The 22960-nt window shown below is 73.4% G+C and carries 24 protein-coding genes; 15 read left to right on the top strand and 9 right to left on the bottom strand.

Going from position 1 to position 22960, the window contains the following annotated elements; translation table 11 throughout:
• Positions 1-171: 171 nt before the first annotated feature.
• The 3 genes from AB0K28_RS11330 to AB0K28_RS11320 all read right to left on the bottom strand — a co-directional run bounded on the left by AB0K28_RS11330 (position 172) and on the right by AB0K28_RS11320 (position 2070).
• On the bottom strand, positions 172-900 hold the full coding sequence (locus AB0K28_RS11330) for a ferredoxin reductase (RefSeq protein WP_364368007.1): 729 nt from the start codon (positions 898-900) through the stop codon (positions 172-174).
• A gap of 1 nt (position 901) precedes the next feature.
• Positions 902-1501 carry a sulfite oxidase-like oxidoreductase gene (locus tag AB0K28_RS11325; RefSeq protein WP_345392887.1) on the bottom strand — a complete coding sequence of 200 codons (600 nt, stop codon included), beginning with the start codon at positions 1499-1501 and terminating at the stop codon, positions 902-904.
• 89 nt (positions 1502-1590) lie between these two features.
• Positions 1591-2070, bottom strand: a complete 480-nt coding sequence (locus AB0K28_RS11320) for an MSMEG_6728 family protein (RefSeq protein WP_345392884.1) — start codon at positions 2068-2070, stop codon at positions 1591-1593.
• A gap of 73 nt (positions 2071-2143) precedes the next feature.
• Between AB0K28_RS11320 and AB0K28_RS11315 the strand changes: the two genes are divergently transcribed.
• Positions 2144-4429, top strand: a complete 2286-nt coding sequence (locus tag AB0K28_RS11315) for a xanthine dehydrogenase family protein molybdopterin-binding subunit (protein ID WP_364368004.1) — start codon at positions 2144-2146, stop codon at positions 4427-4429.
• A 4-nt stretch (positions 4430-4433) separates the two neighbouring features.
• Here AB0K28_RS11315 and AB0K28_RS11310 read toward each other — a convergent pair whose 3' ends face one another.
• Positions 4434-4592: a hypothetical protein gene (locus tag AB0K28_RS11310; RefSeq protein WP_345392878.1), complete on the bottom strand. Its 159-nt coding sequence runs from the start codon at positions 4590-4592 to the stop codon at positions 4434-4436.
• Positions 4593-4838: 246 nt separating this feature from the next.
• Here AB0K28_RS11310 and AB0K28_RS11305 point away from each other — a divergent pair, with 246 nt between their 5' ends.
• The 4 genes from AB0K28_RS11305 (at position 4839) to AB0K28_RS11290 (ending at position 9477) form a co-directional block, all read left to right on the top strand.
• On the top strand, positions 4839-5255 hold the full coding sequence (locus AB0K28_RS11305) for an ATP-binding protein (protein ID WP_364368001.1): 417 nt from the start codon (positions 4839-4841) through the stop codon (positions 5253-5255).
• A 33-nt stretch (positions 5256-5288) separates the two neighbouring features.
• Positions 5289-7490, top strand: a complete 2202-nt coding sequence (locus AB0K28_RS11300; RefSeq protein WP_364367998.1) for a polysaccharide lyase 8 family protein — start codon at positions 5289-5291, stop codon at positions 7488-7490.
• 41 nt (positions 7491-7531) lie between these two features.
• Positions 7532-8356: a patatin-like phospholipase family protein gene (locus AB0K28_RS11295; RefSeq protein ID WP_364367995.1), complete on the top strand. Its 825-nt coding sequence runs from the start codon at positions 7532-7534 to the stop codon at positions 8354-8356.
• A gap of 110 nt (positions 8357-8466) precedes the next feature.
• Positions 8467-9477: an AraC family transcriptional regulator ligand-binding domain-containing protein gene (locus tag AB0K28_RS11290; RefSeq protein ID WP_364367992.1), complete on the top strand. Its 1011-nt coding sequence runs from the start codon at positions 8467-8469 to the stop codon at positions 9475-9477.
• Here the strand turns inward: AB0K28_RS11290 and AB0K28_RS11285 are convergent.
• The gene (locus AB0K28_RS11285) at positions 9431-10906 is read right to left on the bottom strand and encodes a nitrilase-related carbon-nitrogen hydrolase (protein WP_364367989.1); all 1476 of its coding nucleotides are present in this window, start codon (positions 10904-10906) and stop codon (positions 9431-9433) included. The two genes, AB0K28_RS11290 and AB0K28_RS11285, sit on opposite strands and share 47 nt — an antisense overlap.
• 112 nt (positions 10907-11018) lie before the next feature.
• On the opposite strand from AB0K28_RS11285, the gene AB0K28_RS11280 reads away from it, so the two are divergent.
• The 7 genes from AB0K28_RS11280 (at position 11019) to AB0K28_RS11250 (ending at position 16525) form a co-directional block, all read left to right on the top strand.
• Entirely contained in the window at positions 11019-12083 is a 1065-nt protein-coding gene (locus AB0K28_RS11280) for an AraC family transcriptional regulator (RefSeq protein WP_364367986.1), read from the top strand.
• Between the two features lie 23 nt (positions 12084-12106).
• Positions 12107-12454, top strand: a complete 348-nt coding sequence (locus AB0K28_RS11275; protein WP_364367983.1) for an STAS domain-containing protein — start codon at positions 12107-12109, stop codon at positions 12452-12454.
• Between the two features lie 69 nt (positions 12455-12523).
• Positions 12524-12700 (top strand): hypothetical protein, encoded by a 177-nt coding sequence (locus tag AB0K28_RS11270; RefSeq protein WP_345392854.1) that lies wholly within the window; start codon positions 12524-12526, stop codon positions 12698-12700.
• Between the two features lie 104 nt (positions 12701-12804).
• The gene (locus tag AB0K28_RS11265; RefSeq protein WP_364367980.1) at positions 12805-13470 is read left to right on the top strand and encodes a glycosyltransferase family 2 protein; all 666 of its coding nucleotides are present in this window, start codon (positions 12805-12807) and stop codon (positions 13468-13470) included.
• Positions 13467-14111, top strand: a complete 645-nt coding sequence (locus AB0K28_RS11260) for a TIGR04282 family arsenosugar biosynthesis glycosyltransferase (RefSeq protein ID WP_364367977.1) — start codon at positions 13467-13469, stop codon at positions 14109-14111. The genes AB0K28_RS11265 and AB0K28_RS11260 overlap by 4 nt, the downstream gene beginning before the upstream one ends.
• A complete protein-coding gene (locus AB0K28_RS11255) occupies positions 14108-15097 on the top strand; it encodes an NAD-dependent epimerase/dehydratase family protein (RefSeq protein WP_364367974.1) in 990 nt (329 codons plus the stop codon). The genes AB0K28_RS11260 and AB0K28_RS11255 overlap by 4 nt, the downstream gene beginning before the upstream one ends.
• An 84-nt stretch (positions 15098-15181) precedes the next feature.
• Positions 15182-16525: a glycosyltransferase 87 family protein gene (locus AB0K28_RS11250; RefSeq protein WP_364367971.1), complete on the top strand. Its 1344-nt coding sequence runs from the start codon at positions 15182-15184 to the stop codon at positions 16523-16525.
• Here the strand turns inward: AB0K28_RS11250 and AB0K28_RS11245 are convergent.
• The 3 genes from AB0K28_RS11245 to AB0K28_RS11235 are packed head-to-tail and all read right to left on the bottom strand — an operon-like array spanning position 16520 to position 18964.
• Complete coding sequence (locus AB0K28_RS11245) at positions 16520-17131, bottom strand: SAM-dependent methyltransferase (protein ID WP_345392836.1); 612 nt, start codon at positions 17129-17131, stop codon at positions 16520-16522. The genes AB0K28_RS11250 and AB0K28_RS11245 overlap by 6 nt on opposite strands.
• A 43-nt stretch (positions 17132-17174) precedes the next feature.
• Positions 17175-17654, bottom strand: a complete 480-nt coding sequence (locus tag AB0K28_RS11240) for a hypothetical protein (RefSeq protein ID WP_364367968.1) — start codon at positions 17652-17654, stop codon at positions 17175-17177.
• Positions 17651-18964, bottom strand: coding sequence for a molybdopterin-dependent oxidoreductase (locus AB0K28_RS11235; protein WP_364367965.1), 1314 nt, complete (start codon positions 18962-18964; stop codon positions 17651-17653). Before AB0K28_RS11235 ends, AB0K28_RS11240 begins: the two co-directional genes overlap by 4 nt.
• A gap of 236 nt (positions 18965-19200) precedes the next feature.
• Here AB0K28_RS11235 and AB0K28_RS11230 point away from each other — a divergent pair, with 236 nt between their 5' ends.
• From AB0K28_RS11230 to AB0K28_RS11220, 3 genes are all read left to right on the top strand, one after another.
• The gene (locus AB0K28_RS11230; protein WP_345392820.1) at positions 19201-19629 is read left to right on the top strand and encodes an organic hydroperoxide resistance protein; all 429 of its coding nucleotides are present in this window, start codon (positions 19201-19203) and stop codon (positions 19627-19629) included.
• A gap of 72 nt (positions 19630-19701) precedes the next feature.
• Positions 19702-20262 (top strand): hypothetical protein, encoded by a 561-nt coding sequence (locus AB0K28_RS11225; RefSeq protein WP_364367962.1) that lies wholly within the window; start codon positions 19702-19704, stop codon positions 20260-20262.
• 1 nt (position 20263) lies between these two features.
• On the top strand, positions 20264-21703 hold the full coding sequence (locus AB0K28_RS11220; protein ID WP_364367959.1) for an NAD(P)/FAD-dependent oxidoreductase: 1440 nt from the start codon (positions 20264-20266) through the stop codon (positions 21701-21703).
• 56 nt (positions 21704-21759) lie between these two features.
• On the opposite strand, the gene AB0K28_RS11215 is transcribed toward AB0K28_RS11220, so the two are convergent.
• On the bottom strand, positions 21760-22953 hold the full coding sequence (locus AB0K28_RS11215; RefSeq protein WP_364367956.1) for a phospholipase D-like domain-containing protein: 1194 nt from the start codon (positions 22951-22953) through the stop codon (positions 21760-21762).
• Positions 22954-22960 lie beyond the last annotated feature (7 nt).

The raw sequence follows: 22960 nt of genomic DNA, 5'->3' as shown, positions 1-22960 counted from the left end.
AACGCGGCCAGGAACGTGCTCGCCGCCGGGCTGGCGGAGAGCTGAAACGCCTGTGGAGCGGGTGTAAGACCTCAACGAGAGTCCTCTCGGACGGGGCGACCGGCTGTGAAGCAGGAACCCTCACGGGCGACCGTGGGAATCCGCCTCGTTTACGAGGGGGAGGATGTCAAGTCAGCCTCCGGTGGGACCGAATCGTTCGGTTCTGATGCGCTCGGGGGCGTGGCCGAGCGCGAGCAGCAGGTCGGCCGCCGCCTCGACGAACCCGGTCGGCCCGCACACGTAGCAGTCGGGCTCGAACGTGGCCGGCCAGCCGCCCTCGGCCAGGTCGTCCAGCATGATGCGGCGGGCGGGGCGGGACGCGCCGCCGGGGGCCGAGCGGGTGTAGAGGTAGGAGACGTCGAGGCCGGGGTCGGGGCTGCGCAGCTCGTCGGCGTAGTAGCGGCGGTCGGGTGCACGCAGGGAGTACACCAGCCTGAACGGCACGCGGCTGCCCGCCTGCCGCCGCGCCCTGATCATCGCCATCAGCGGCACGATGCCCGACCCGCCGCCGACCAGCAGCACCGGCGGCTTGCTCTCCGTACGCCAGACGAACCAGCCGCCCACCGGGCCGCGGATCTCGACCTGGTCGCCGACCTCCATCACCTCGGTCAGGTACGGGGACACCTCGCCGTCGGGCACGCTCTCGACCGTCAGCTCGATCATGTCGCCGTCGGCCGGCGCGGCCAGCGAGTAGCTGCGCTGCGCGGTATAGCCGTCCTCGGCCGTCAGCCGCACGTCCACGTGCTGGCCCGCGAGGTGTCCAGGCCAGTCGGGCACCCGGAGGCGCAGCGTGCGCGCGCTCGGGGTCTCGGCCGTGGCGGCGACCAGCTCCGCCGGCCGCCAGATGAGGCGGCGGCGCACCTCAGTCGCCCTCGTAGCGCTGCTCGCGCCACGGGTTGCCGTAGTTGTGGTAGCCGGCGGTCTCCCAGAAGCCCGGCCAGTCCTCGTTGAGCAGGCGGATGCCGCGTACCCACTTGGCGGACTTCCAGAAGTACAGGTGCGGCACGATCAGCCGGGCGGGGCCGCCGTGGCGGGGCTCCAGCTCCTCGCCGTCGAAGCGGTGCACGATCCACGCCTTGCCGTCGAGCAGGTCCTCGACCGGCAGGTTCGTGGTGTAGCCGCCGTAGGAGTAGACCAGGGCGTACTCGGCGGCCGACTCGACGTCCTCGAAGAGCACGTCCAGCGAGACGCCCTCCCACGTGGTGTCGAGCTTCGACCACTTGGTCACGCAGTGGATGTCGACGGTCGGCGTCTCGGTGGGCAGCTGCATGAACTCCGGCCACGACCAGCGGTGGGTCTGCCCGTCCTCGGTGTCGATGGCGAACTCCCACCGGTCGGGCGGGATCCGCGGCGTCGGGCCGGCCGACAGCACGGGGAAGTCCTCGACCAGGTATTGGCCGGGCGGCAGCCGCTCGCTCTCGTCCCTGTGTCTACCTGTGAAACCGCGCGAAATGATGGCCACTGTCCGCCTCCCGAGACCATTTCACCACGATCCGCACCGATGGTCGCCGGCGACGCGCGGGGGTCAGGACGCGGGGTCAGGGCGCGGGGTCAGGGCGCGGGGTCGGGCAGGCGGTCGGAGCGCGGCCAGACGTAAGGGAGGTCGTCCGGCTCGTCGCCGAAGACCGGCCGGTAGAAGTCCGGGTCTTTACGCAGCAGCGCCGAGCGGTGGCTGAGGTGCAGGGCCTCGTCGCCGAGCCAGGGCGGCAGCTCGCCGGCCGCCGCCAGCTCGCTCTGGTCGCGTACGCCCGGCCTGCCGAGATGCGCGGCCAGCTCGGTCGTCATCGTGCCCGCGCACGTGTCGGAGCGGTCCAGGGAGCACCAGCGCACGCACACCTCGAGGCCGTAGCGGACGAGCCCCTCCGCGTAGCCGGTCCACATCTTGACGACGGGGTGGTGGCGCCAGCCGTAGCCGGGGACGGTGAGGGCGCGCAGCACCTGGAGCGCCTCGACGCGCTGCTTGCCCAGCCGTAGCGGGTCAAGAACCGCCGCCGATGCCGCGAAATCCGGATAAGGCAGGAATGTTTGCATCGGTCCCCCCGCTGACGTGCCCCTCCTCGCGGATCGTATAGACCGGCCGCCGCCCGGCGCTCACAATCGAGCCATGGGAGACGCCTATGTCGGTGCTCGGACGCCGCGACGGGAAGACGCCAGGCTACTTACCGGAAAGGGACGCTACGTCGGCGCGGTGCGCCTGCCCGGCACGCTCCACGCGTACGTGCTGCGCAGCCCCATCGCCCACGGCCGGTTCCTCGGCTGCGACGCCAAGGCGGTCAGGGCCGTGGAGGGGGTGATCGACGTCATCACCTCCGAGGAGGCCGCCGGCCTGCGCCTGCCCTGCGTCAGCGTGACGCCCGGGCAGCGACTCGACTCCTACCCGGTGCTCGACGACACGATCAGGTACGCGGGCCAGCCGCTCGCCGTCGTCGTCGCCCGCACGCCGGAGGCCGCCAGGGACGCCGCCGACCTCCTCGACCTCCACCTCGACGAGCAGCCCGCCGTCGTCGGCGTCGAACGCGCCCTGGAGGACGACGCGCCCGCCATCTACCCCGAACTGGGCGGCAACGTGCTCGCCGACTACACCGTGGGCGACGACGACTGCCGGGCCGCCGTGGACGGGGCCGCGCACGTCGTCGAGATGACGTTCAGGATGGGCCGGGTCTCGCCCTACCCGATGGAGCCGCGCGGCGTGGTGGCCGCGTACGACGGCGACGAGCTGACCGTGCACATCTCCTCCCAGGCGCCCCACCACGTGCGCGAGCACCTGGCCGACGCGTTCGGCATGATCCACGACCGGGTACGCGTGATCAGCCGCGACACCGGCGGCGGCTTCGGCGGCAAGGAGCACGTCTATCCGGACGAGGCGCTGATCTGCCTGGCCGCGATGCGCACCGGCCGCCCGGTGAGCTGGACGGAGTCGCCGGGCGACCGGGTGATCGCCACGCTGCCCGCCCGGCAGGCCGTGCACCGGGCCAGGCTGGCGCTCGACGACGACGGGCGCTTCGTCGCGATGTACGTGGACGTGCTCGGCGACCTCGGCGCCCATCCGTCGAACGTGGGCTGCTCGACGTTCGCGGTGACGGCCACGCTGCTGCCGGGGCCGTACCGGTTCGACCGGGTCGCCGTCCGCGTGCGCGGCGTCCTCACCACGACCACCCCGACCGGCTCCTACCGCGGCTTCGGCATGCCCGAGGCCACCCTGACCAGGGAACGGCTGATCGACGAGGCGGCCCGCAGGCTCGGCATCGACCGCGTCGAGCTGCGGCTGCGCAACATGTACCGGCCGGACGAGCTGCCCTGCACGACCCGGGTGTACCAGACGTACGACTCGGGCGACTACCCGCGCGCCCTGAGCACGGTGAAGGACCTGGTCAGGCCGGTCGTGAAGGACGACGGGCGCAGGCGCGGCATCGGCTACTCCTGCCACGTCGAGTCCACCGGCCTGGGCCCCTCGATGGACATGAAGGCCATCGGCATGCTGGCCGCCGGCTACGAGAGCGCCGTGCTGCGCATGGACCAGGACGCCTCCGTGGTCGTCACCTCGGGCGTCGTCTCGATCGGCCAGGGCATCGAGACGACGCTGGCCCAGCTCGCCGCCGACCGCATGGGCGTGCCCATCGAGTCCGTACGGGTGGTGCTCGGCGACACGGCGGCGACCCCGTACTCGTCGGTCGGGTCGGTGGCCAGCCGCTCGCTGCCGCTCGGCGGCGGCGCGCTCACCCAGGCCGCCGACCGGCTGCGCGGCAAGCTGCTGGCCATCGCCGCGCACCGGCTCGAAGCGGCCGCCGACGACCTGGAGATCGCCGACGGCGCCGTGCGGGTGAAGGGCGACCCGCGGGCCGCGCTGACGCTGCGCGAGCTGGCCACCTCGGCCTGGCGCGGCTGGGACCTGCCCGACGGCATGCAGCCCGGCCTGGAGGAGCGGGTCAGCTACGACCCGCCCGCCTACACCTTCGCGTACGGCGCGCACGCGGCGGCCGTGGCCGTCGATCCCGAGACCGGGGCCGTCGAGGTCGAGGGCTACTGGGTGGTCAACGACTCCGGCGTGCTGGTCAACCCCACCGTCGTCGAGGGGCAGCTGCGCGGCGCCGTGGCCCAGGGCATCGGGCAGGCGCTGACCGAGGAGATCGTCTACACCGAGGAGGGGCAGCCGATCACCGAGTACCTGTTGCCGACGACGCGCGAGATACCCGACATCGAGGTCGTGATGATGGAGACGCCGTCGCCGGTGACGCCCGGTGGCATGAAGGGCGCGGGTGAGTCCGGGACGATCGGGCCGCCCGCGGCCATCGCCAACGCGGTCGCCGACGCCCTCCCGGAGATCGCCGGCGCGATCACCCAGGTCCCGCTCACCCCGTCCACCGTCTGGTCGCTCCTCCAACGGTCCTGAGGCGTCAGGCCGGAGCCGGGCCGCCGATGAGGTCTTCCAGGGCCTTGCCCGACTCCGACAGCGCTCGCTCCAGCGCCTGCCGGCCGGCGGGCTTGTGCTCGGCCTCCGGCCGCTTGCGGCGCTTGGCGTCGTTCTTGGGTGCGTTGTGGTCTGCACTGCTCATGCGGGTGTGCGTACCCGGCCTGTCGCCGCCGTGCGCGGCGACAGGCAAATCCCTGCCGATTTCTCCCCGAAACTTTGACCCGTTGCGGCCTTTCGTACGTACACGTTTCGACGGCCGTGTACGTCAACCCCTAGGCAGGTCCTCTTGTTGAGCGACAAGCGCGTCAGCCGCCCCTCAGCATCGGAAAGAGACGCCATGACCAGGCTGCGATCGACTCGCCGGAGCCGTCAGCAGTATGCGTGGCCGTTGCGCGAGGACGCACGGACGGCCGGCCACGCCCGAGCCCTCATGCGGGAACAGCTGTCGGAACTCGCCCTCCCTCCTTCCCTGGTGGACGACGCGGTGCTCATGGTGAGCGAGCTCGTCACCAACGCCCTCATGTACGGCGACGACCCGTACGAGCTGCTGCTCCTGGTGGACCCGAGGGAGGTCATGTGCGTCGTCGTGGACGGCAGCCCCGTGCTGCCCGCGCCCGCGCCGCACGACCTCGCCGCCGAGCACGGGCGGGGCCTGCGCATCGTGGCGCGGCTGTCCGACGGCTTCTACGGCTGCCATCCCCAGCGCTACGTCACCCGGCCCGACCTGGTCGGCAAGGCCACCTGGTTCGCGATCCCGCGCCAGGGGGCGGCGGGCAACGTCGTACCGATCAGGGCGGGGCTCTGACCTGGCGGTGATCCGCGGCGTGATAATCGAGGCGTGCTGCGGCCATCGAGGCGTTCCTTACTGCGGTTCGGCGGCGTGGCCGCGGCCGGGACGGTCGGGGCGCTGGCGCCCGCGCGGGCGGCGTACACGCCGGACACCGCGTTCGTGCTGCTGCGCCGCCGCTGGCGGGAGGTGACGGCGGGGCCGCCGCACGATCCGCGGGCCCGCCCCTACCGGGCGCTGGGCCGGGCCGCCGCCCGCCACCTCGCCACGATGGCCCCTCGTTCCTCCTCGCTCTGGCCCGACGAGCCTTTCCCCTCGTCCACGGTCACGCCTGGGCGGCTGCGGACGATGGCGCACGCGTACGTGATCGACGGCACCGGCCTGACCGGCGACCCGGCCCTCGCCGCGGCGGTCGAGCAGGGCGTCGCCCATTACCGCCGCCACGTCTACGCCGCCGGCGCGGACCCGGTCGGCAACTGGTGGCACTGGCAGATCGGCATCCCGCGGGCGCTGCTCGACGCCGTCGTCCTGACCGGGGCGGACGATCCGGCGCTGGCCGAGTCGGCGGACCACTTCGTGCCGCCGCGCCGGCTGCGCCACTACACCGGCACCAGCACCGCCGCCAACCGGGTGGACCTGTGCCTGGTGACGCTGCTGCGCGCCATGCTCACCGACGACCACGCCCGCGCCGAGCTGGCCGTCTCGGCGCTGGCGCCGGTGCTCGTGCCGGTGTCGGAGGGCGACGGCTTCTACCGGGACGGCTCGTTCGTGCAGCACACGTCCGTGCCCTACCAGGGCGGTTACGGCGTCACGCTGCTGTCGGGCCTCGCCACCCTGTACGCCGTGCTGCGCGGCACGCCGTGGGAGCTCGCGGACGGGAGGGTGTTCGACCTGGTGGAGCGGTCCTTCGCGCCCTTCGTTCGTGACGGGGCGTGCATGGATCTCGTACGCGGCCGGGGGATCAGCAGGAGGTCGTGGGGCGACCACGAGCGCGGCAGGGAGATCGCCGCCGCCGTGCTGCTGCTGGGCGAGAGCGCGCCGGCCGCGTACCGGCAGCGGTGGCAGGCCATGGTCAAGGGGTGGGCGGTGCGCGGGACGTACCGGCCGATGCTGGAGCACGCCGCGCCGGCCCTGCACGCCCGGCTCGCGCCGATCATGTCCGACGCCGCCGTGCCCGCCGCGCCAGAGCCGGTCGGTCACCGGCTGCTGCCGATGAGCGCCCGAGCCGTGCACCGCAGGCCGGGCTGGTGCGCCGCGCTCAGCATGGCCTCCGACCGCATCGGCCACTACGAGCACGGCAACGGCGAGAACCCGCGCGGCTGGCACACCGGCTCCGGCCTGCTCTACTGGTGGGCGGACGGGCACGGCGACCACTACTCCGACGGCTTCTGGGCGACCGTCGACCCCTACCGGCTGCCCGGCACGACGGTCTCCACCCGGCGGCTGCCCGACGGGGCGGGGGAGGCGTGGGGCGGCACGCGGACGCCGTGGCGGTGGGTGGGCGGCGCGACCGACGGCACGTATGCGGCGGTGGGCCAGCACCTGAGCGGGCTGGAAAGCACGATGGAGGCGTTCAAGTCGTGGTTCTTCCTCGACGACGCCGTGATCTGCCTCGGGGCCGGCATCACCGCACGCGACGGCGTACCGGTCGAGACGATCGTGGACAACCGCAGAACCACCGCCCCCCTCACCGCCGCCGACGGCTGGGCCCACCTTGAGGGCCACGGCGGCTACGTCATTCCGGGGCAGCAGCTCCGCACACTGCGCGAGAGCCGGTCCGGCGGCGGAGTCCGGCGCGACTACGTGACGCTCTGGCTCGACCACGGCGTCGATCCGCGCGCCGCCTCCTACCAGTACACCCTGCTGCCCGGCGCGGACCTGGAGCGGACCCACGCCTGGGCCGCGGACCCCGGGCGGGTGCGGGTGCTCGCCAACACCGCCCGGCTCCAGGCCGTCCACGTGCCCGCGCGGCGTCTCACCGCCGCCTGCTTCTGGAACGCGGGCACCGCAGGCGGCCTGACCGCGTCCGCACCGTGCGCCGTCCTGGCCCAGGAGCACGCCGACGGCACCGCGACGCTGACCGTCGCCGACCCCCGCCGCGACCTCGCCGAACTGGCCGTCACCTGGGCGGCTCCGGTGACCGGGCTGCTGCGCGGACCCGCCCGGTACTCGGGAAGGACGCTGACCTTCGAGCGGCTCGGTGACCTGGAGGGCGGGTCGGTGACCGTCACCTTGCGCCTCGACACGGGATGAGAACCGGGGGCGCCTGGGTTGACCGATCTATGGAGGTACGGATGAGCGGGAACGGGCGGGCGTTGGTTCTGGGCGGCGGCGGGATCGCCGGCATCGCGTGGGAGACGGGGGTGATCGCCGGGCTGGCGGAGCAGGGCGTCGACGTGCTGGGCGCCGATCGGATCATCGGCACGTCGGCGGGGTCCACGGTGGGCGCGCAGATCACCAGCGGTGTTCCGTTGCCCGATCTGCTCGCCCGGCAGATCGATCCCGCCCTGCACACGCCCGAGCTGGACTCCGGGGTGCCGATGGAGGAGCTGTGGGCTCGCTTCCAGCAGATCGCCGAGAGCACGCCTGACCCCGAGGCGCAGCGGCGCGAGATCGGCGCGCAGGCGCTGGCCGCCGAGACCGTCGCCGAGGCGGAGCGCAGGGCCGTGATCGAGGCGCGGCTGCCCGTGCACGACTGGCCCGAGCGTGATCTCGTCGTCGTCGCCGTGGACGCGCGGACGGGCGAGCCTCGCCTGTTCGGGCCGGACGACGGCGTGCCCTTGGTGGACGCGGTGGCGGCCAGCTGCGCGGTGCCGGCCGTGTGGCCGTGCGTGACCATCGGCGGCGCCCGCTACATGGACGGCGGCATCCGCTCCAGCACCAACGCCGACCTGGCGGCCGGGTTCGAGCGGGTGCTCGTGCTGGCGCCCACGCCCGAGATGGGCGAGCCGGCCTGGTCCGGGCTGACGGGCGCGGTCGAGGTGATCGAGCCCGACGAGGCTTCGCTGGCCGCCTTCGGCACGAACGCGCTCGCCCCCTCCTCCCGCACCCCGAGCGCCAAGGCCGGCCACGCCCAGGGCCGCGCCATCGCCGCCAAGGTCGCCGCCCTCTGGGGCTGACGGAGGTGCCGGGTCAGGGGAGCGCCGTCCGCGCGGCGGCAGACGCGGTGCCGCATCACGGGACCGCCGTTCGCGCTGCGGCCGACATGGCGTCGGATTGTGGGGTCGCCGTGCAGTTCGTGCGTGAGGCGGTGGCCGCCGCGGAGGCGGATCTGCCTTCGCCGTGGCGGCCCGGCGCCACCCGCGTCGCGTGTGACGAGGCGATCGAGCTGGTGCGGGAGCTCTGGCAGCGCACGGGTGACGAGCTGCTGGCCCTCGGACCGCGTCCGGTGCCTCCGGGCACGTTTCGGATGATCTTTCTCGGCGTGATTCACGCTCCTGACCTGGGGACGGCGCTCGACCGGTTTGTCCAGTTCGCTGCGCTCACCACCGGGTTCTCACGAAGCCGGCTCGTCGTCGGCGGCGGGACGTGCCGCATCGAGATCGCCGCCGAGCCGGGCGTTGCCGTCAGGCCGCTCGCCGCCGAGCTGATGCTCGCTCTCGTGCATCGGTTCGCGGCGTGGCTGGCGGCGCGGCGGGTGCCGCTGACGGCTCTGGAGCTGCCCTTTCCCGAGCCCGGCCACAGCGCCGAGTACGTGTCCGTCTTCGGGGTCGTGGCCGCCTTCGGCGCGCCGGTGGCGGCCATCGAGTTCGACGCCCGCGAGCTGAGCGCTCCCGTCGTCCGCGAGGAGGGCGACCTGCTGGCGTATCTCTGCAGGTCGCCCGCAGACCTCATCCACCACCGCGATTACGGTACGACGACCGCCGACCGCGTACGCACGATCATCGAACGCGCGCAGGCCGCCGGCCGCACCCAGGCCGCCGACGTGGCGGCCCGGCTGTCGATCAGCCCTCAGCACCTGCGGCGGCTGCTGCGCCAGGAGGGCACCTCGTTTCAGCGCATCAAGGAGGAGGTGCTGCGCGACCTCGCCGTCGCGGACCTGAGGCTCGGTGGCGCGTCGGTCGAGGAGATCTCACGGCGGCTCGGCTTCTCCGAGCCCAGCGCGTTCCGCCGGGCGTTCGCGCGCTGGACGGGCCGCCCGCCGGGCGAGTACCGTGCCGCGCTCACCGCTTCTGGACCCACCGCTTCCGGAGTCACTGCGTCCGGACTCGCCGCTTCCGGACCGCGAGCGCGATCATGACGGCCACGCCGGCCAGGCACGCCCAGGCGAAGACGTCCCCGATCAGCCGGTAGGGCGTCGCGCCGCCGCCTGTGGGCACGTCGGAGAAGACCACGTGCCGTTCGGAGCCGCCGTGGTCGTGCATGGTCAGACTCCTGCCGCGCGCGTCGAAGGCGCCCGACACGCCGAACTCCGCCTGCCTGATCATCGCGTAGCCGTTCTCGATCGAGCGCAGGTTCGCCTTCTGGCTGTGCACAGGGCCGATCTCCGCCCAGTCGCGGGCGGGGACGATCATGATGTCCGCGTCCACCCGCATCAGCTCGGGGAAGTCCGCGTCGAAGCAGGTCACGGTGGCGAGCCGCCCGTACGGGGTGTCCACCACCGGCACCACACCAGGCCCCGCCGGGTACGACTCCAGCCCCGGGATAGGGTGCGACTTGTCGTACCGCCACAAGCGGGCGCCGTCGGGGCCGAACAGGTAGGTGCGGTTCGCCGCGTACGGCTCGGCCGGCAGGAAGTGGTACACGGCGGCCTGGACATAGATCCGCTGCTCTCTGGCCAGCGCCGCGACCCGCCCCAGGAACGCCTCCTCGTCCCCTTCCAGCAGGTTGGCCGCCTGCTCCGACCAGATCACGATCCGCGCCCCGGCCTGGGCCGCCTCCCGCGTCCTGGTCAGCAGGTTGTCGTTGGCCTTCGCGAACGCCGCGCGCACCGCCTGCCGGTCCTGCTCCACCACGCCGCGCGCGGTGAAGTCGTCACCGATCACGCCGCGCAGCTCGCGGGTCACCGAGGTGTCGGGGCTGATCCCGGCCACCCGCACGCTCGGCTCGCCGACCGGGGCGAGCGCCAGCCGCGCCCCGCCCGCCAGCAGCAGCACGAGCAGCACGGCCGCGTACGAGCCCACGACCCGCTTCGCTGCCCCGCGCGCCCACACGTGGTTGACCACGGTCGCGAACCAGCCGATGAGGAACCCGATCCCATAAGGCCCCGTCACGGCCACCACCTGCAGCAGCGCCAGGTTGCCGTGCTGGGTGGCGGCCGGCACCCCGAACGCCGTCCCGAACGGGCTGAGCACCGTCATCAGGAACGCGCACGCCGCCGACGCCGCGGGAAAGGCCAGCAGGCCGGTCAGCGGACCGGCGCGCGGGGTGACGAGCCGGTCAACGACGTACGGCACCACGGTCAGCGTGCCGAGGGCGATGATGCCCACGACGACCAGCGGCGTCATCGGCACCGCCGTCTCCACCAGCCAGAACAGCCCCGACATCACCGACGCCGCCCACACCGCGAGCAGCCTGGTGAGCGCGGGACCCGTCCTGACGAACCGCAGCAGGAAGACCGGCGACAGCCAGGCCGCCACGGGGACGTCGAACCGCCCGTGCACGGAGAACAACCACAACAACGTTCCGGCGGCCAGCCACAGCCACCGCCGGTCGAGTCTCTTCACCATGCCGGCGACGCTAAGTGCGCGGTCCGGCGCCGGTCTGTGACAGGAACACGCGTGATCCGTGACCGAGGCGCGCCGTACCATCTCGTTAAGGGGCTGACGAGCGGAGCGACCGATGGAGCCGTTGACCTTCGAGAGCCGTGATCTCGGCCAGGCCGAGGAGTTCCTCAGCAGGGCGTACGCCAGCATGAGCATCGGCTCCGACGTCGACCGCCCGCACACCCGCGTCTCGCGCCACGTCGCGGGGCCGGTGAGCGTCGATCACGTGGAGTTCGACTTCCACATGAGCTACGCCGTCGACCCGCTCGGCAAGGTGTGCCTGTGCGTGGTCGAGTCGGGCCGCATCGACCAGCGGGTCGAGGGCGCGGAGGAGGACGTCTTCCGGCCGGGTGACGCGGTGCTGATCACCCCGCCCGACCGGCCCTACAGGGGGCTCATCAGCCGGGCCGGCTTCACCATCATCATGTTCGACACCGGCCTGTTACAGCAGGTGGCGGCCGTCCTGCCGGGCCGGCCGCCGGGGCCGGTCCAGGTGCTCGGCCACCGGCCCGTCTCCGCCGCCGCCGCGCGCCACCTGTACAGGACGCTGACGTACGTACGCGACGACGTCCTGTCGGACCCCGGCCTGGCCGCGGAGCCGCTCGTGGCCGCCGGCGCCGGGCAGCTGCTCGCCGCCACCGTGCTCACCACGCTGCCCAGCAACGCCGCGCTGCCCGGTGACGAGGTCGCCGCCGACCGCCGCGACGCCCACACCCAGACGCTGCGCCGCGCGGTCGCCTTCATCGACGAGCACGCCGACGCGCCGCTCGGCATCGCCGAGATCGCCGCCGCCGCCCGCGTCAGCCCCCGCGCGCTCCAATACGCCTTCCGCCGTCACCTCGACACCACCCCGCTCGGCTACCTGCGCCAGGTCCGCATGGCCGGGGCCCATGAGGAGCTGCGTGCCGGCGACCCCGCCACCCTCACCGTCACGTCGGTCGCCGCCCGCTGGGGGTTCTTCCACCCCGGCCGCTTCGCCGCCTCCTACCGGGCCGTCTACGGCCGTACGCCGAGCGAGACCCTGCACGGCCTTCGTTCCGTGGACGGCGGGCCACTCGGCGCTTCGCCTGACGTGCTGACCTGCCCCCGAACCGGGACGACAGTGGACGGTAAGGAAACGACGAGCACCACGGAGCCCTAGCTGCAACGGAAACCCGCACCGCCATGTCGCCTCTGACCTATGATCGCCGTGACCTGCCCGGCGGCCTGCTCATCACCGTGGCGGGCGAGCTCGACTCCACCAACGAACGCGGTTTGGAGTCCTTCGTCCACGAGCACCACCGCCTGGGCCAGGACCTGATCCTCGATCTCGGCGGGCTCACCTTCATCGACAGCCGCGGGCTCTACCTGCTGCTCCGCCTCGACGCCGCCGTGCGCGAGCGGGGCGGCGCGCTGCGCCTGGCGGCCGTCCAGGACGCGCCCGCGCGCGTGCTGCGGATCTCCGGCGCCTGGCCGGCCTTCGACATCCACCCGGACGCCCAGACGGCCATGCACGCCCACGGCACCACATGACACCTGTCATTCGACTTCCGTGATGATGTCCTCTACTGCGCCACCGGCCCGCCCGGCCAGGATGGTGCCATGACCAAGAGCAACAAGACCTCCCCCAACTGGACGCTCGGCCTGTCCACCGGTGTGGCCATCGGCTTCGGCTTCGGGCTTGCCGTGGACAACCTGCTGCTGGGGCTGTCCATGGCGATGTGCTTCGCGGTCGCCCTGTCGTACGCGTTCGGCGAGACGGCCGAGGACGAGTCCTAGGCGCCCGCTCGGCCCCAGCAATGCCCTCATAGCAGGTAATTTCTCGGGAAGACCGCCACGTCCCGTCGTGGGGTGCGGGTGCCGGTCGGCCTAGCGTCGGCGGCATGAAGATCGACGTGGTGCTGCCCTGCCTCGACGAGGCGGCCGCCCTTTCGTGGGTGCTCGGGCGCATGCCGGATGACTTCCATCCGATCGTGGTGGACAACGGCTCGACCGACGGGTCCGCGCGGATCGCCGCCGAGCTGGGCGCGACGGTGGTGAGCGAGCCCAGGCGCGGGTTCGGCGCCGCCTGCCACGCGGGGCTGGCCGCCGCCGCCTCCGACGTCGTGTGCTTCATGGACGCCGACGCCTCGCTCGACCCCGCCCAGCTGCCCCGCGTCGCCGGGCCCGTCCTGGCCGGGGAGCGCGACCTGATGCTGGGCCGCCGCGTTCTGGCGCCCGGCGCCTCCTGGCCGGTGCACGCCAGGCTCGGCAACGCGGTGCTGGCCTCGGTGCTGCGCCGGCGTACGGGGGCGCCGCTGCGCGACCTCGGCCCGATGCGCGCGGCCCGCCGCGTACCCCTTCTCGACCTGGGGCTGATCGACCGCCGCTTCGGCTACCCGCTGGAGATGGTGCTGCGCGCCGGCGCGGCGGGCTGGCGCATCGGCGAGACCGACGTCGCCTACCTGCCGCGCAGGGGCCGCTCGAAGGTGACCGGCACGGTACGCGGCACGCTCCGCGCGGTCGGCGACATGCGCCGCGTCATGACCCGCCACCGCACCGCCGCATGACCCCGCCTGACGGGCAGGTCATCGTGATCGCCAAGGAGCCGGTGCCGGGGCGGGTGAAGACGCGGCTGGTGCCGCCGCTCACGCCTGAGGAGGCGGCCGAGCTGGCCGGGGCCGCGCTGGAGGACACCCTGCGCACGGTCGCCCGCGTCCCCGGCGCCGGGCGGGTGCTCGCGCTCGACGGGGCGCCGGGTTCCTGGCTGCCCGCCGGGTTCACCGTGCTTCCCCAGCGTGGGGACGGGCTGGACGAGCGGCTGGCGGCGGCCTTCGAGGACGCGCACCGGCTGCGGCCGGTCCCCATGGTGCTCATCGGCATGGACACCCCGCAGGTCGGCCCCGGCCTGCTGGCCGACGCCCTGGCGCTGCTCGACAAGTACGACGCGGTGTTCGGCCCGGCGGTCGACGGCGGCTTCTGGCTGCTCGGGCTGCGCGCGCCCGACCCGGGGTTGCTGGTCGGCGTGCCGATGTCGGCGCCCATCACGGGCGAGGTCCAGTTGCGCAGACTCTGGGAGGCCGGGATGAGCGTCGCCCTGATGCCGTGTCTGACCGATGTGGACACGATGGAGGACGCGATCGAGGTGGCGGCGCTGGCCCGGGGCTCCCGGTACGCGGCCGCGCTCGCCGGAATGGGAGCACGACGATGACGACGGTGCTGGTGACCGGTTCCGATGGCTTCATCGGCGGCCACGTGGTGGCGGCGCTGGAGGCGCAGGGCCACCGGGTGACCGGGCTCGACCTGCGGTCGGGCGACGACGTACGCGACGCGGAACGGCTCGACCGGCTGCTGCCCGGCGTCGGCGCGGTCGTGCACCAGGCGGCCAAGGTGGGGCTCGGCGTGGACGTCGCCGACCTGCCGGACTACGCGTCGGTCAACGTGTACGGCACCGCGGTCCTGCTCGCCGCGATGGCCAGGCACGGGGTGCGGCGGCTGGTGCTGGCCTCGTCGATGGTGGTCTACGGTGAGGGCGCGTACGACTGCGCGCGGCACGGCCGGGTGCGCCCCGGCCCGCGCTCGGCCGACGACCTGGCGCGGGGGTCGTTCGAGCCGCGCTGCCCCCGCTGCGGTGACCAGCTTGTCCTGGCCGAGATCGACGAGGACGCGCCGGTGGACCCGCGCAACGCGTACGCCAGCACGAAGCTGGCTCAGGAACATCTGGCCGCGAATTGGGCCCGCGAGACCGGTGGCACGGCGGTGGCCCTGCGCTACCACAACGTGTACGGGCCGGGGATGCCGCGTGACACGCCGTACTCGGGGGTGGCGGCGATCTTCCGGTCGGCGCTGGAGGCCGGGCGGGCGCCGCGCGTGTTCGAGGACGGGGGCCAGACGCGCGACTTCGTCCACGTCCGCGACGTCGCCGACGCCAACGTGGCCGCTCTCGGCGGCGGCACTCCCGGCACCCTGACGGCCTACAACGTGGCCAGCGGCGTCCCGCACACGGTCGGCGACCTCGCCGAGGCCCTGGCGGCCGAACGCGGCGGCCCCGCACCGGTCGTCACGGGCGAGTACCGGCTCGGCGACGTCCGCCACATCGTCGCCAGCCCCCGCCGCGCCGCCACCGACCTCGGCTTCCAGGCCCGCATCGGCTTCACGGAAGGCATGAAGGAGTTCGCCACCGCCCCCCTCGCCTGAGGCCCGACCGTGGAGGAGTATGCGATCCGTCCGAACGAGCCCCACCTGAGGAGAGGGCGGCGGGGGAAGGCGACGCGCGGCGCCGTGTCGTGGGGGTGGGGCGTGGGGGCGGGGGTGCTGCTGCTCGGGCTGGTCGGTGCGCTCGTCCTGACGGTTACGGCGGGGTCGCTCACGGGGGACTTCTCGCGGCATATCCGCTGGTATGCGGTGTCCTGGGTGCTGTTCGCGGCGGCCGTGTGGGCGGTGCGCGAGGTGCCGGGGCGGTGGGCGGTGTTCCTGCTGGTCGCGGGGGCCGTCTTCGTACCCGCCACGGGGTTGCTCGCGCCGCCGACCACCAGCACCGACTCCTACCGGTACGTCTGGGACGGGCGGGTGCAGGCGGCGGGCATCTCCCCGTACGCGCACGCGCCCGGCGACCCCGCCCTCGCCCCGCTGCGCGACCCCTGGCTGTTCCCGAGGGGCACGGCCTGCCACCACCCCTACCGGTACCCGGTCCACGACCCCGAGGGCTGCACCCGCATCAACCGTCCGGCCGTCCACACCGTCTACCCGCCCCTGGCGGAGGCGTACTTCCTGGTCGTGCACCTGCTCTCGCCCGACGCGAGCCGCCCCAAGGCGCTCCAGGCAGGCGGCGCGCTGCTGGCAGTGGGGACGTCGCTGGCCCTGCTCGCGGCGCTGCGCGGGCGCGGGCGGGATCCCGTCACGGCGGCGTGCTGGGCGTGGTGCCCGGCCGTGCCGCTCGAAGCGGTCAACAACGCCCACGTGGACGTGCTCGGCGTGCTGCTCACCGTGCTCGCCCTGGGGGTCGTCACGCGCGGCAGGGGCGCGCTGCTCGGGGCGGCGATCGCGGTCAAGTTCGTGCCCGCGCTGGCGGTGCCGGGCGCGCTGTCCGGGCTGCTCGCCGGGGGAGTGCCGCTGCGGCGGCGGGTACGCGACGCGGCGGCGGTCCTCGTCCCCGCCGCGCTCGTCGTCGCCCTCGCCTACCTGCCGTACGCGCTCACGTCCGGCGCCTCCGTCCTCGGCTACCTGTCCGGCTACCTGGACGAGGAGGGCTACGCGAGCAGCGGCGGCACCCGGTACGCGCTGCTGCGCCTGCTCCTGCCCGACGCGGCGGCGCCGGCGGCGGCGCTCGCGGTCCTCGCGGTCACGGCCCTGCTCGTGCTCCGCCGCGCCGACCCCGACCGGCCGTGGCAGGGGGCGCTGGTGGTGACGGGGGTGGCGTTCCTGGCGTTCACGCCGGGCTACCCCTGGTACGCCCTGCTGGTCGTGGCGCTGGTCGCGCTGGACGGCCGGTGGGAGTGGCTGGGCGTCCCGCTCGCCGGGGCCGCCGCCTACCTGGGCATCCAGCAAGACGTCGGTACGGTGGCGTACGCGCTGGCGGCGATCGCCGTGGTGACGGGAGCCGTCGTCCGCAGGAGCCGGTCATGACAGGGCGGCGAACCATCGCCGGGCCACGCTCCACTGCTCGACGTGCGGGAAACCGCAGCGCCCGGCGAGCGGCCCGATGTCGTCGGCCGAGACGGTGGCCCAGGTGAACCAGTCGCCGGCCCGCCCGCCGTACCGCAGCCTGATCCGGTCGACGGAGCTCTTGGAGCCGGGCGGGCAGACCTCGGTCAGCACCGTCCCGCCGGGCTTGACGAGCTGCCGCATCCGGCGCAGCAGCGCCGCCGGGTCGCCGCCGATGCCGATGTTGCCGTCCGTCAGCAGCGCCTCGGCCCACCGGCCCGCGCCGGGGAGCGGGCCGAAGACGCAACGCTGCAGGGCGAGACCGCCGGCCCGCAGGGTCAGCTCGACGGCGAGCGGCGTGACGTCGATGCCGAGCGCGAACACCCCGCGCCTGGTGAGCGCCACGGTCAGCCGGCCGGGGCCGGAGCCGACGTCCAGGGTGGGGCCGCCGCAGCGGGCCAGCACGCCCTCGTCGCCCTCGATGGGACGCAGCCACCGCTCGGCGCCGAGCGGGGTGACGCGGCCGTCGGCGTACTCGACCTCGACGTACCCGCCGCGCAGGCCGTGCTCGTAGAAGGCGCCGATCATGCCGCTGCGCCGTCCTCGTGGCTCGCGCTCGTCGCGCGGCCGCTCAACGATCCGGCCGTCCCGCGGCCCGCCGCCGCATCGCGTAGAGCAGGCCGGAGCCGGCGAAGAGCACCAGCGTGACGATCGCCCACCGCAGCAGGTAGGGGGCGGTGCTCAGCCCCGCCGCCGTCCGATAGTTGGCCTCGGCCCCGCCCAGGATGAGCGGGAACCACACCAGCAACAGCAGCAGCGACAGCGCGGCGGGCACCCGCACGTGGTTGAGCCACGGGCGACGCCTCCGCCCGCGCAGCGCACCGTCGGCGGCGGTGTAGAGCGGCCACATGACCAGGTCGTGCAGGATGATCGCGCCGACGAACCACACGGCGAACCCCATGAGGATCCCCGCCCCCACCACCCGCGTCAGGGCGTACCCCGCCAACGCGAAGCAGGCCGCGAGCCCGACGAGATGCCACGGCGAGGCACCGTAAACCCGCCGCCACTGACCGCCGGAGGCCCGCCGCCGGTCGGGGCCGGGGCCGGTCACGAGAGCTCCTGGTGGAAGTCGAGTCTGTGCACCCACTTGGTGGTGTGCACGCCGGGCGCGTTCGGCACCATGATCCGGGCGGGAAAGCCGTGGTCGAGTGAGAGGTCGGCGCCGTTGACGCGCAGAGCGAGCAGTGAGCGCGGGTCGGCCACCTGGCGGGGGCTGAAGGACGCCGAGCCGAAGTAGCCGACCCGCTGCACCGACGTGGCGGTGACCCCGACCGTCCCCGGCGCGAAGCCGGCCAGCCGGGCCAGGTCGGCCAGCCGGACGCCCGTCCACTCCTGCTCGGTGGACCAGCCCTCCACGCAGGCGATCGGCAGCGCGTACGTGTGCAGCGGCATCGCCAGCAGCTCGGCCCTGGTCAGGACCACGGGACGAGACCCCGCGAGGGTCAGCCGCCACGCGTCACCGGTGTCGGCAGCGGTCACCCCCAGGCCGGCGGCGGTCTTGTTGATCTGGAAGTCGTTCGGCCCTGGCCCGTAGACGCGGCCGTGCGGCGCGAGCAACGCCGTACGCCGCAGCGGCCCGTCCAGCGTCTGCCCCACCGACAGCCCGAAGATCAGCAGCGACCCGCCACCGACGAACGCCAGCATCCCGCGCCGCGACATCGTCGGCTCGGCCGGGGAGGCCGCCACCAGCCCGTCGGGGTCGGGCGGCTCAGGCCGGGTGTCGGCAAGCCCGGTACGCAGCTCACGCCGGAAGTCCCTGGACCGCAGGGCGCGCACGGCGGTGGGCAGCTTCACGGCGACGTGCACGACGAGCGCCGCCAGGAAGATCCACGCCCCGTAGAAGTGGGCCGGATAGAAGGAGAACGGGAAGACGTAGAAGAGCTGGATGTTGAGTATCCCGGTGGCGAACTGAAAGACGGCCCCACCGACCAGCAGCACCAGGCTGATGCGCTCGACGGCCTGCGACACCGACCGCGCGGGCGGCCAGTCGAACAGCTTGGGGATCACCGACCACAGCTTGGCCAGCAACACCGGCACGAGCGTCAGCCCGAGGATGACGTGCGCCCCCTGGGTGACCCGGTAGAGCCAGGCGGGATCAGTGGGCCACTCGAACAGGTAGAAACCCAGCAGCCCCCTACCCGGGGTGGTGTCGTTGCCCGGCAGCCGCGGCTCGTACGCCGCGTACGACAACAGCCCGGTGACCACGACGACGGCCAGCCCGACCAGCAGCACCATCCCGAACACCGCCGTGAGCCACGGCCCGCGCAGCGGGCTGCGCCAGAACCCCGGACGGAACGGCCCCGGCGGTCCCGTCCGCCACCACCGCGCGAGCCGTCCCGGCGCTTCCCTCTCAGGCGGCATGTCAGGCACTGGCTCCCCCGGACGGTGTCATGCGTTTGCCAGGTGTCCTTACCGAAAGCGTCGTCCTCGATGCCTGACCTCGGTAAACATTGCGCCAGACTGCCCGGGCGCGGCGGCCTGGACGTCGCGCGCGGCCACTTCCAGAGAAGTAGAACGTTCGGTCTTGACGTCTCGGCTCCCCGGGGTGCATGATGTGGGAGATAGAACGTTCGGTCTACCGAAATCCGAGGCACACCATGAGCGACACCCTTTACACCGGCATCGCCACCTCCACCGGCGACGGCAGGGCGGGAGGACAGGCAAGGACCAGCGACGGCCTGCTCGACGTCACCCTGGCCATCCCGAAGGAGATGGGCGGCCCCGGCGGCGCCACCAACCCGGAGCAGCTGTTCGCGGCCGGCTGGGCCTCGTGCTTCCACTCGGCGCTCAAGGCCGTCGCCGCGCAGCGGAAGACCCCGGTGACCGACTCCGCCGTGATCGCCGAGGTGCAGGTGCACCCGACCCCGGAGGGCGGGTTCACGCTCAGCGCCGCCCTGCACGCCGAGCTGTCCGGCATCGAGCAGGAGGTGGCCGACCAGCTCGTCGAGGCCGCCCACGCGATCTGCCCTTACTCCAACGCCACGCGCGGCAACATCCCGGTCACCGTGGACGCGACCGTCGCATGAAGCCGGCGGCCGGGCCGTGACGGACCCACCGGCCCGGCCGCCTCTCCCATCCGACCCCCTGAAAGGATCATCGTGACCACCGTCGACACGCCCGCCACCACCAGCAGCGTCGCCCAGGCCCTGCGCAAGCTCTACTTCGTGCGCTTCGCCTTCCAGCTCGTCTGGGCCGGCCTGGTGTTCGCCACCGCCTCCCAGCTCGGCCCGTTCGGCATCGCCCTCGTCGTCATCTACCCGCTGTTCGACGTGGGCGCGGCCATCGTGGACGCCCGCTCGTCCAAGGCCGCGGGCACCCCCTACGGCCTGTACGTCAACATCGCCATCAGCACCCTGGCCGCCATCGGCCTGGGCGTCGCCGGCACCGCCGGCGTCCCCGGAATCCTGCGGGTGTGGGGTGTCTGGGCCATCGTCTCCGGGATCGTCCAGCTCGTCGTGGGCGTCGTCCGGCGCAAGATGGGCGGCCAGTGGCCGATGATCCTCAGCGGCGGCATCTCCGTCCTGGCCGGCGCCTCGTTCTTCATGGGCGCCGCCGCGCCGAACCCGATGCTCACCAACATCGCGGGTTACGCCGTCCTCGGCGGCATCTTCTTCCTGATCTCCGCCCTGCGCCTCGGCCGCGCCGCGAAGGGAAAGTGACATGGACACCACCACCACGTACGACGTCATCGTCATCGGCGCGGGCCCGGTAGGGGAGAACGTGGCCGACCGCGTCGTCCAGGGCGGGCTGACCGCCGCCATCGTCGAGCGCGAACTGGTCGGCGGCGAGTGCTCCTACTGGGCGTGCATGCCCACCAAGGCGCTGCTGCGCAGCGCCGCTGCACTCAGGGCGGCCCGGCAGGTGCCGGGGGCACGCGAGGCGGTGACCGGCGACCTCGACGTGGCCGCCGTCCTGCGCCGCCGTGACTCCTTCGCCTCCAACTGGCAGGACGACGGCCAGGTGGCCTGGCTCGGCCAGGCCGGCATCGCGCTCCATCGCGGGCAGGGCAGGATCACCGGGGAGAAGACCGTCGAGGTGCGCGGCGACGGCACCGTCACGACGCTGACCGCGCGGCACGCCGTCGTCGTCGCGACCGGCAGCGGCGCGCTGGTCCCCGACATTCCCGGCCTGCGCGAGTCGTCCCCGTGGACGAGCCGCGAGGCCGTCGCCGCGAGCGCCGTGCCGGGCAGGCTCGCGATCATCGGCGCCGGTGTCGTGGCGTCGGAGCTGGCCACCGCGTTCGCCGCGTTCGGCTCGTCGGTGACGGTGCTGGCCCGTGACGGCGTGCTGCCCCACGCCGAGCCGTTCGCCGGTGAGCGGGTGGCCGAGGCGCTGCGCGAGGCGGGCGTCTCCGTACGGATCGGCGCGGAGACCGCCTCCGTCAAGCGCGACGGCGACGGCAAGGTGCACCTCACCCTCACCGACGGCGAGCAGGTCGAGGCCGACGAGGTGCTCGTCGCGACCGGCCGCGTCCCCAACACGCAGGACATCGGGCTGGACACCGTCGGCCTGACACCGGGCTCCTGGCTCACCGTGGACGACACGCTGCGCGTCCTCGGCGCCGGCGGCACCCCGGTCGGGGACGGCTGGCTCTATGCGGCAGGCGACGTCAACCGCCGCGTCCTGCTCACCCACCAGGGCAAGTACCAGGCCCGCGCGGTCGGCGACGCCATCGTGGCCAGGGCGAAGGGCGAGCGGGTCGAGGACGGCCGCTGGGGCCGGCACGCCGCCACCGCCGACGAGCGCGCCGTGCCTCAGGTGATCTTCACCGAGCCGGAGATCGCCTCCGTGGGCCTCACCGCCGCCGCCGCGGAGGCGGCCGGCATCAGGACCCGCGTCATCGACTACGACCTCGGCGCCGTCGCCGGCTCCGCGCTGCACGCCGAGGGGTTCAGGGGCCAGGCCCGCATGGTCGTCGACGAGGACCGCAAGGTGATCGTCGGCTTCACCCTCGTCGGGCCGGACGTCGCCGAGCTGCTGCACGCCGCCACCATCGCGATCGTCGGCGAGGTGCCGCTGGACCGGCTCTGGCACGCGATCCCGTCGTACCCCACGGTCAGCGAGGTCTGGCTGCGGCTGCTCGAAGCCTACGGCCGCTGACCCCGCCGCGGCTCGTCCCGCCGGGAGGGGGCGGCGGAACGAGCCGGCGGGCACGCTCAGGCTTGCGGCGTCACCCCGGCCTCCCACAGCCGGGCGAAGTTGGCCGCGTACGCCGCGACGACGCCGCGCTCGGACAGCTCGACCATCGCCTCGTCGTTGCGCCGCAGCGAGGTGGCGTTGAAGTTGTGGCTGCCGGTCAGCACCCAGCCTCGGCCGGAACCGGGGCCGGTCGAGTCGGTGACCACCATGTACTTGGAGTGGATGCGGCCGGCGGGCGTCTTGCCGTCGAGCACCCGCCGCTGCACGCCGGCGGCGTCCAGCGCGGCGGTGACCTCGGCGTCGGCGAGCCCGTGCACCACCCGCACCTCGCAGCCCGCCGCCACCAGCTTCGCCAGCTCGTCCACGATGGCCAGGCGGGTGCCGTCCCACTCGGACTGGCCGATCTCGACGCTGGTGCGGCCCTCGGTCTTGCAGCCGACCTCGGCGAGCCGCTGCGCGATCGGGTCGCGGTCGGCGACCGGGTAGAACTGGGCGGTGACCTTGCCGGCCGGCCCGCCGGTGACGACCGTGGTGTCGTAGTCGGGGTTCTGTACCTCGGCGGCCAGGTCGTCGAAGTACTTCCCGTAGCCCTGGAAGAGCCCCCGGTTGCCGGGCAGCACGACCAGGTTGTTCCAGTAACTGGTGGAGTTGACGTCGGTGATGTTGTTGGACGCCTGGACGACGACGTCGCGCCGGCCGCCGGTCTCCGAGAACAGCGAGAACTTGTTGTGCATGCCCTTGGTGCCCTGGCAGGAGGAGGTGTTGCCCTCCGGGCTCAGGTGGCCGCAGACGTGCACCCACGACGTGGCCGACTTGTCGGTGCCGAGCGTGGTGATCAGCTCCTGCGCGGCCGGGTTGTCGATCTGGTAGCCGTCGATGACCATGCGCACCTCGACGCCGCGGCGGTAGGCGTCGAGCAGCACGGCCACGTAGTCGGCGCCGGCGTCGCCCGAGATGACGAACTCGGCGATCTCGATGGACGATCCGGCGGGCGCCTGCTTGATGAGCGAGCAGAGGCGCTCCACGACGGCGGTAGCGGTGCCCGCGACCGGGTCGTTGAAGGCGGCGCCGGTCTCGACCGGCACGGTCGCGGCGTTGCGGCACGCGCTGCGGGCCGGCTCGGGGAGCGCGGCCTGCGCCGCCGTCGGCTGCACCGACAGGGTCACCGCGGCGGCCAGGCCGGCGATCAGGAGGGAACGCTTACGAGGCATGGGGGGT

It is taken from the genome of Nonomuraea sp. NPDC049504, assembly GCF_040676845.1.
In the GTDB taxonomy this organism is placed as follows: domain Bacteria; phylum Actinomycetota; class Actinomycetes; order Streptosporangiales; family Streptosporangiaceae; genus Nonomuraea; species Nonomuraea salmonea.
Note: the sequence above shows the minus strand (reverse complement) of the source record. Positions and strands in the feature narration are given on the sequence as shown.

Bases quoted from the DNA above. Each gene is read 5' to 3' on its own strand.
- AB0K28_RS11320 (WP_345392884.1), bottom strand. From the start codon at position 2,070: ATGCAAACATTCCTGCCTTATCCGGATTTCGCGGCATCGGCGGCGGTT.
- AB0K28_RS11315 (WP_364368004.1), top strand. From the start codon at position 2,144: ATGGGAGACGCCTATGTCGGTGCTCGGACGCCGCGACGGGAAGACGCC.
- AB0K28_RS11310 (WP_345392878.1), bottom strand. From the start codon at position 4,592: ATGAGCAGTGCAGACCACAACGCACCCAAGAACGACGCCAAGCGCCGC.
- AB0K28_RS11295 (WP_364367995.1), top strand. From the start codon at position 7,532: ATGAGCGGGAACGGGCGGGCGTTGGTTCTGGGCGGCGGCGGGATCGCC.
- AB0K28_RS11285 (WP_364367989.1), bottom strand. From the start codon at position 10,906: ATGGTGAAGAGACTCGACCGGCGGTGGCTGTGGCTGGCCGCCGGAACG.
- AB0K28_RS11280 (WP_364367986.1), top strand. From the start codon at position 11,019: ATGGAGCCGTTGACCTTCGAGAGCCGTGATCTCGGCCAGGCCGAGGAG.
- AB0K28_RS11275 (WP_364367983.1), top strand. From the start codon at position 12,107: ATGTCGCCTCTGACCTATGATCGCCGTGACCTGCCCGGCGGCCTGCTC.
- AB0K28_RS11270 (WP_345392854.1), top strand. From the start codon at position 12,524: ATGACCAAGAGCAACAAGACCTCCCCCAACTGGACGCTCGGCCTGTCC.
- AB0K28_RS11265 (WP_364367980.1), top strand. From the start codon at position 12,805: ATGAAGATCGACGTGGTGCTGCCCTGCCTCGACGAGGCGGCCGCCCTT.
- AB0K28_RS11260 (WP_364367977.1), top strand. From the start codon at position 13,467: ATGACCCCGCCTGACGGGCAGGTCATCGTGATCGCCAAGGAGCCGGTG.
- AB0K28_RS11255 (WP_364367974.1), top strand. From the start codon at position 14,108: ATGACGACGGTGCTGGTGACCGGTTCCGATGGCTTCATCGGCGGCCAC.
- AB0K28_RS11245 (WP_345392836.1), bottom strand. From the start codon at position 17,131: ATGATCGGCGCCTTCTACGAGCACGGCCTGCGCGGCGGGTACGTCGAG.
- AB0K28_RS11235 (WP_364367965.1), bottom strand. From the start codon at position 18,964: ATGCCGCCTGAGAGGGAAGCGCCGGGACGGCTCGCGCGGTGGTGGCGG.
- AB0K28_RS11230 (WP_345392820.1), top strand. From the start codon at position 19,201: ATGAGCGACACCCTTTACACCGGCATCGCCACCTCCACCGGCGACGGC.
- AB0K28_RS11220 (WP_364367959.1), top strand. From the start codon at position 20,264: ATGGACACCACCACCACGTACGACGTCATCGTCATCGGCGCGGGCCCG.
- AB0K28_RS11215 (WP_364367956.1), bottom strand. From the start codon at position 22,953: ATGCCTCGTAAGCGTTCCCTCCTGATCGCCGGCCTGGCCGCCGCGGTG.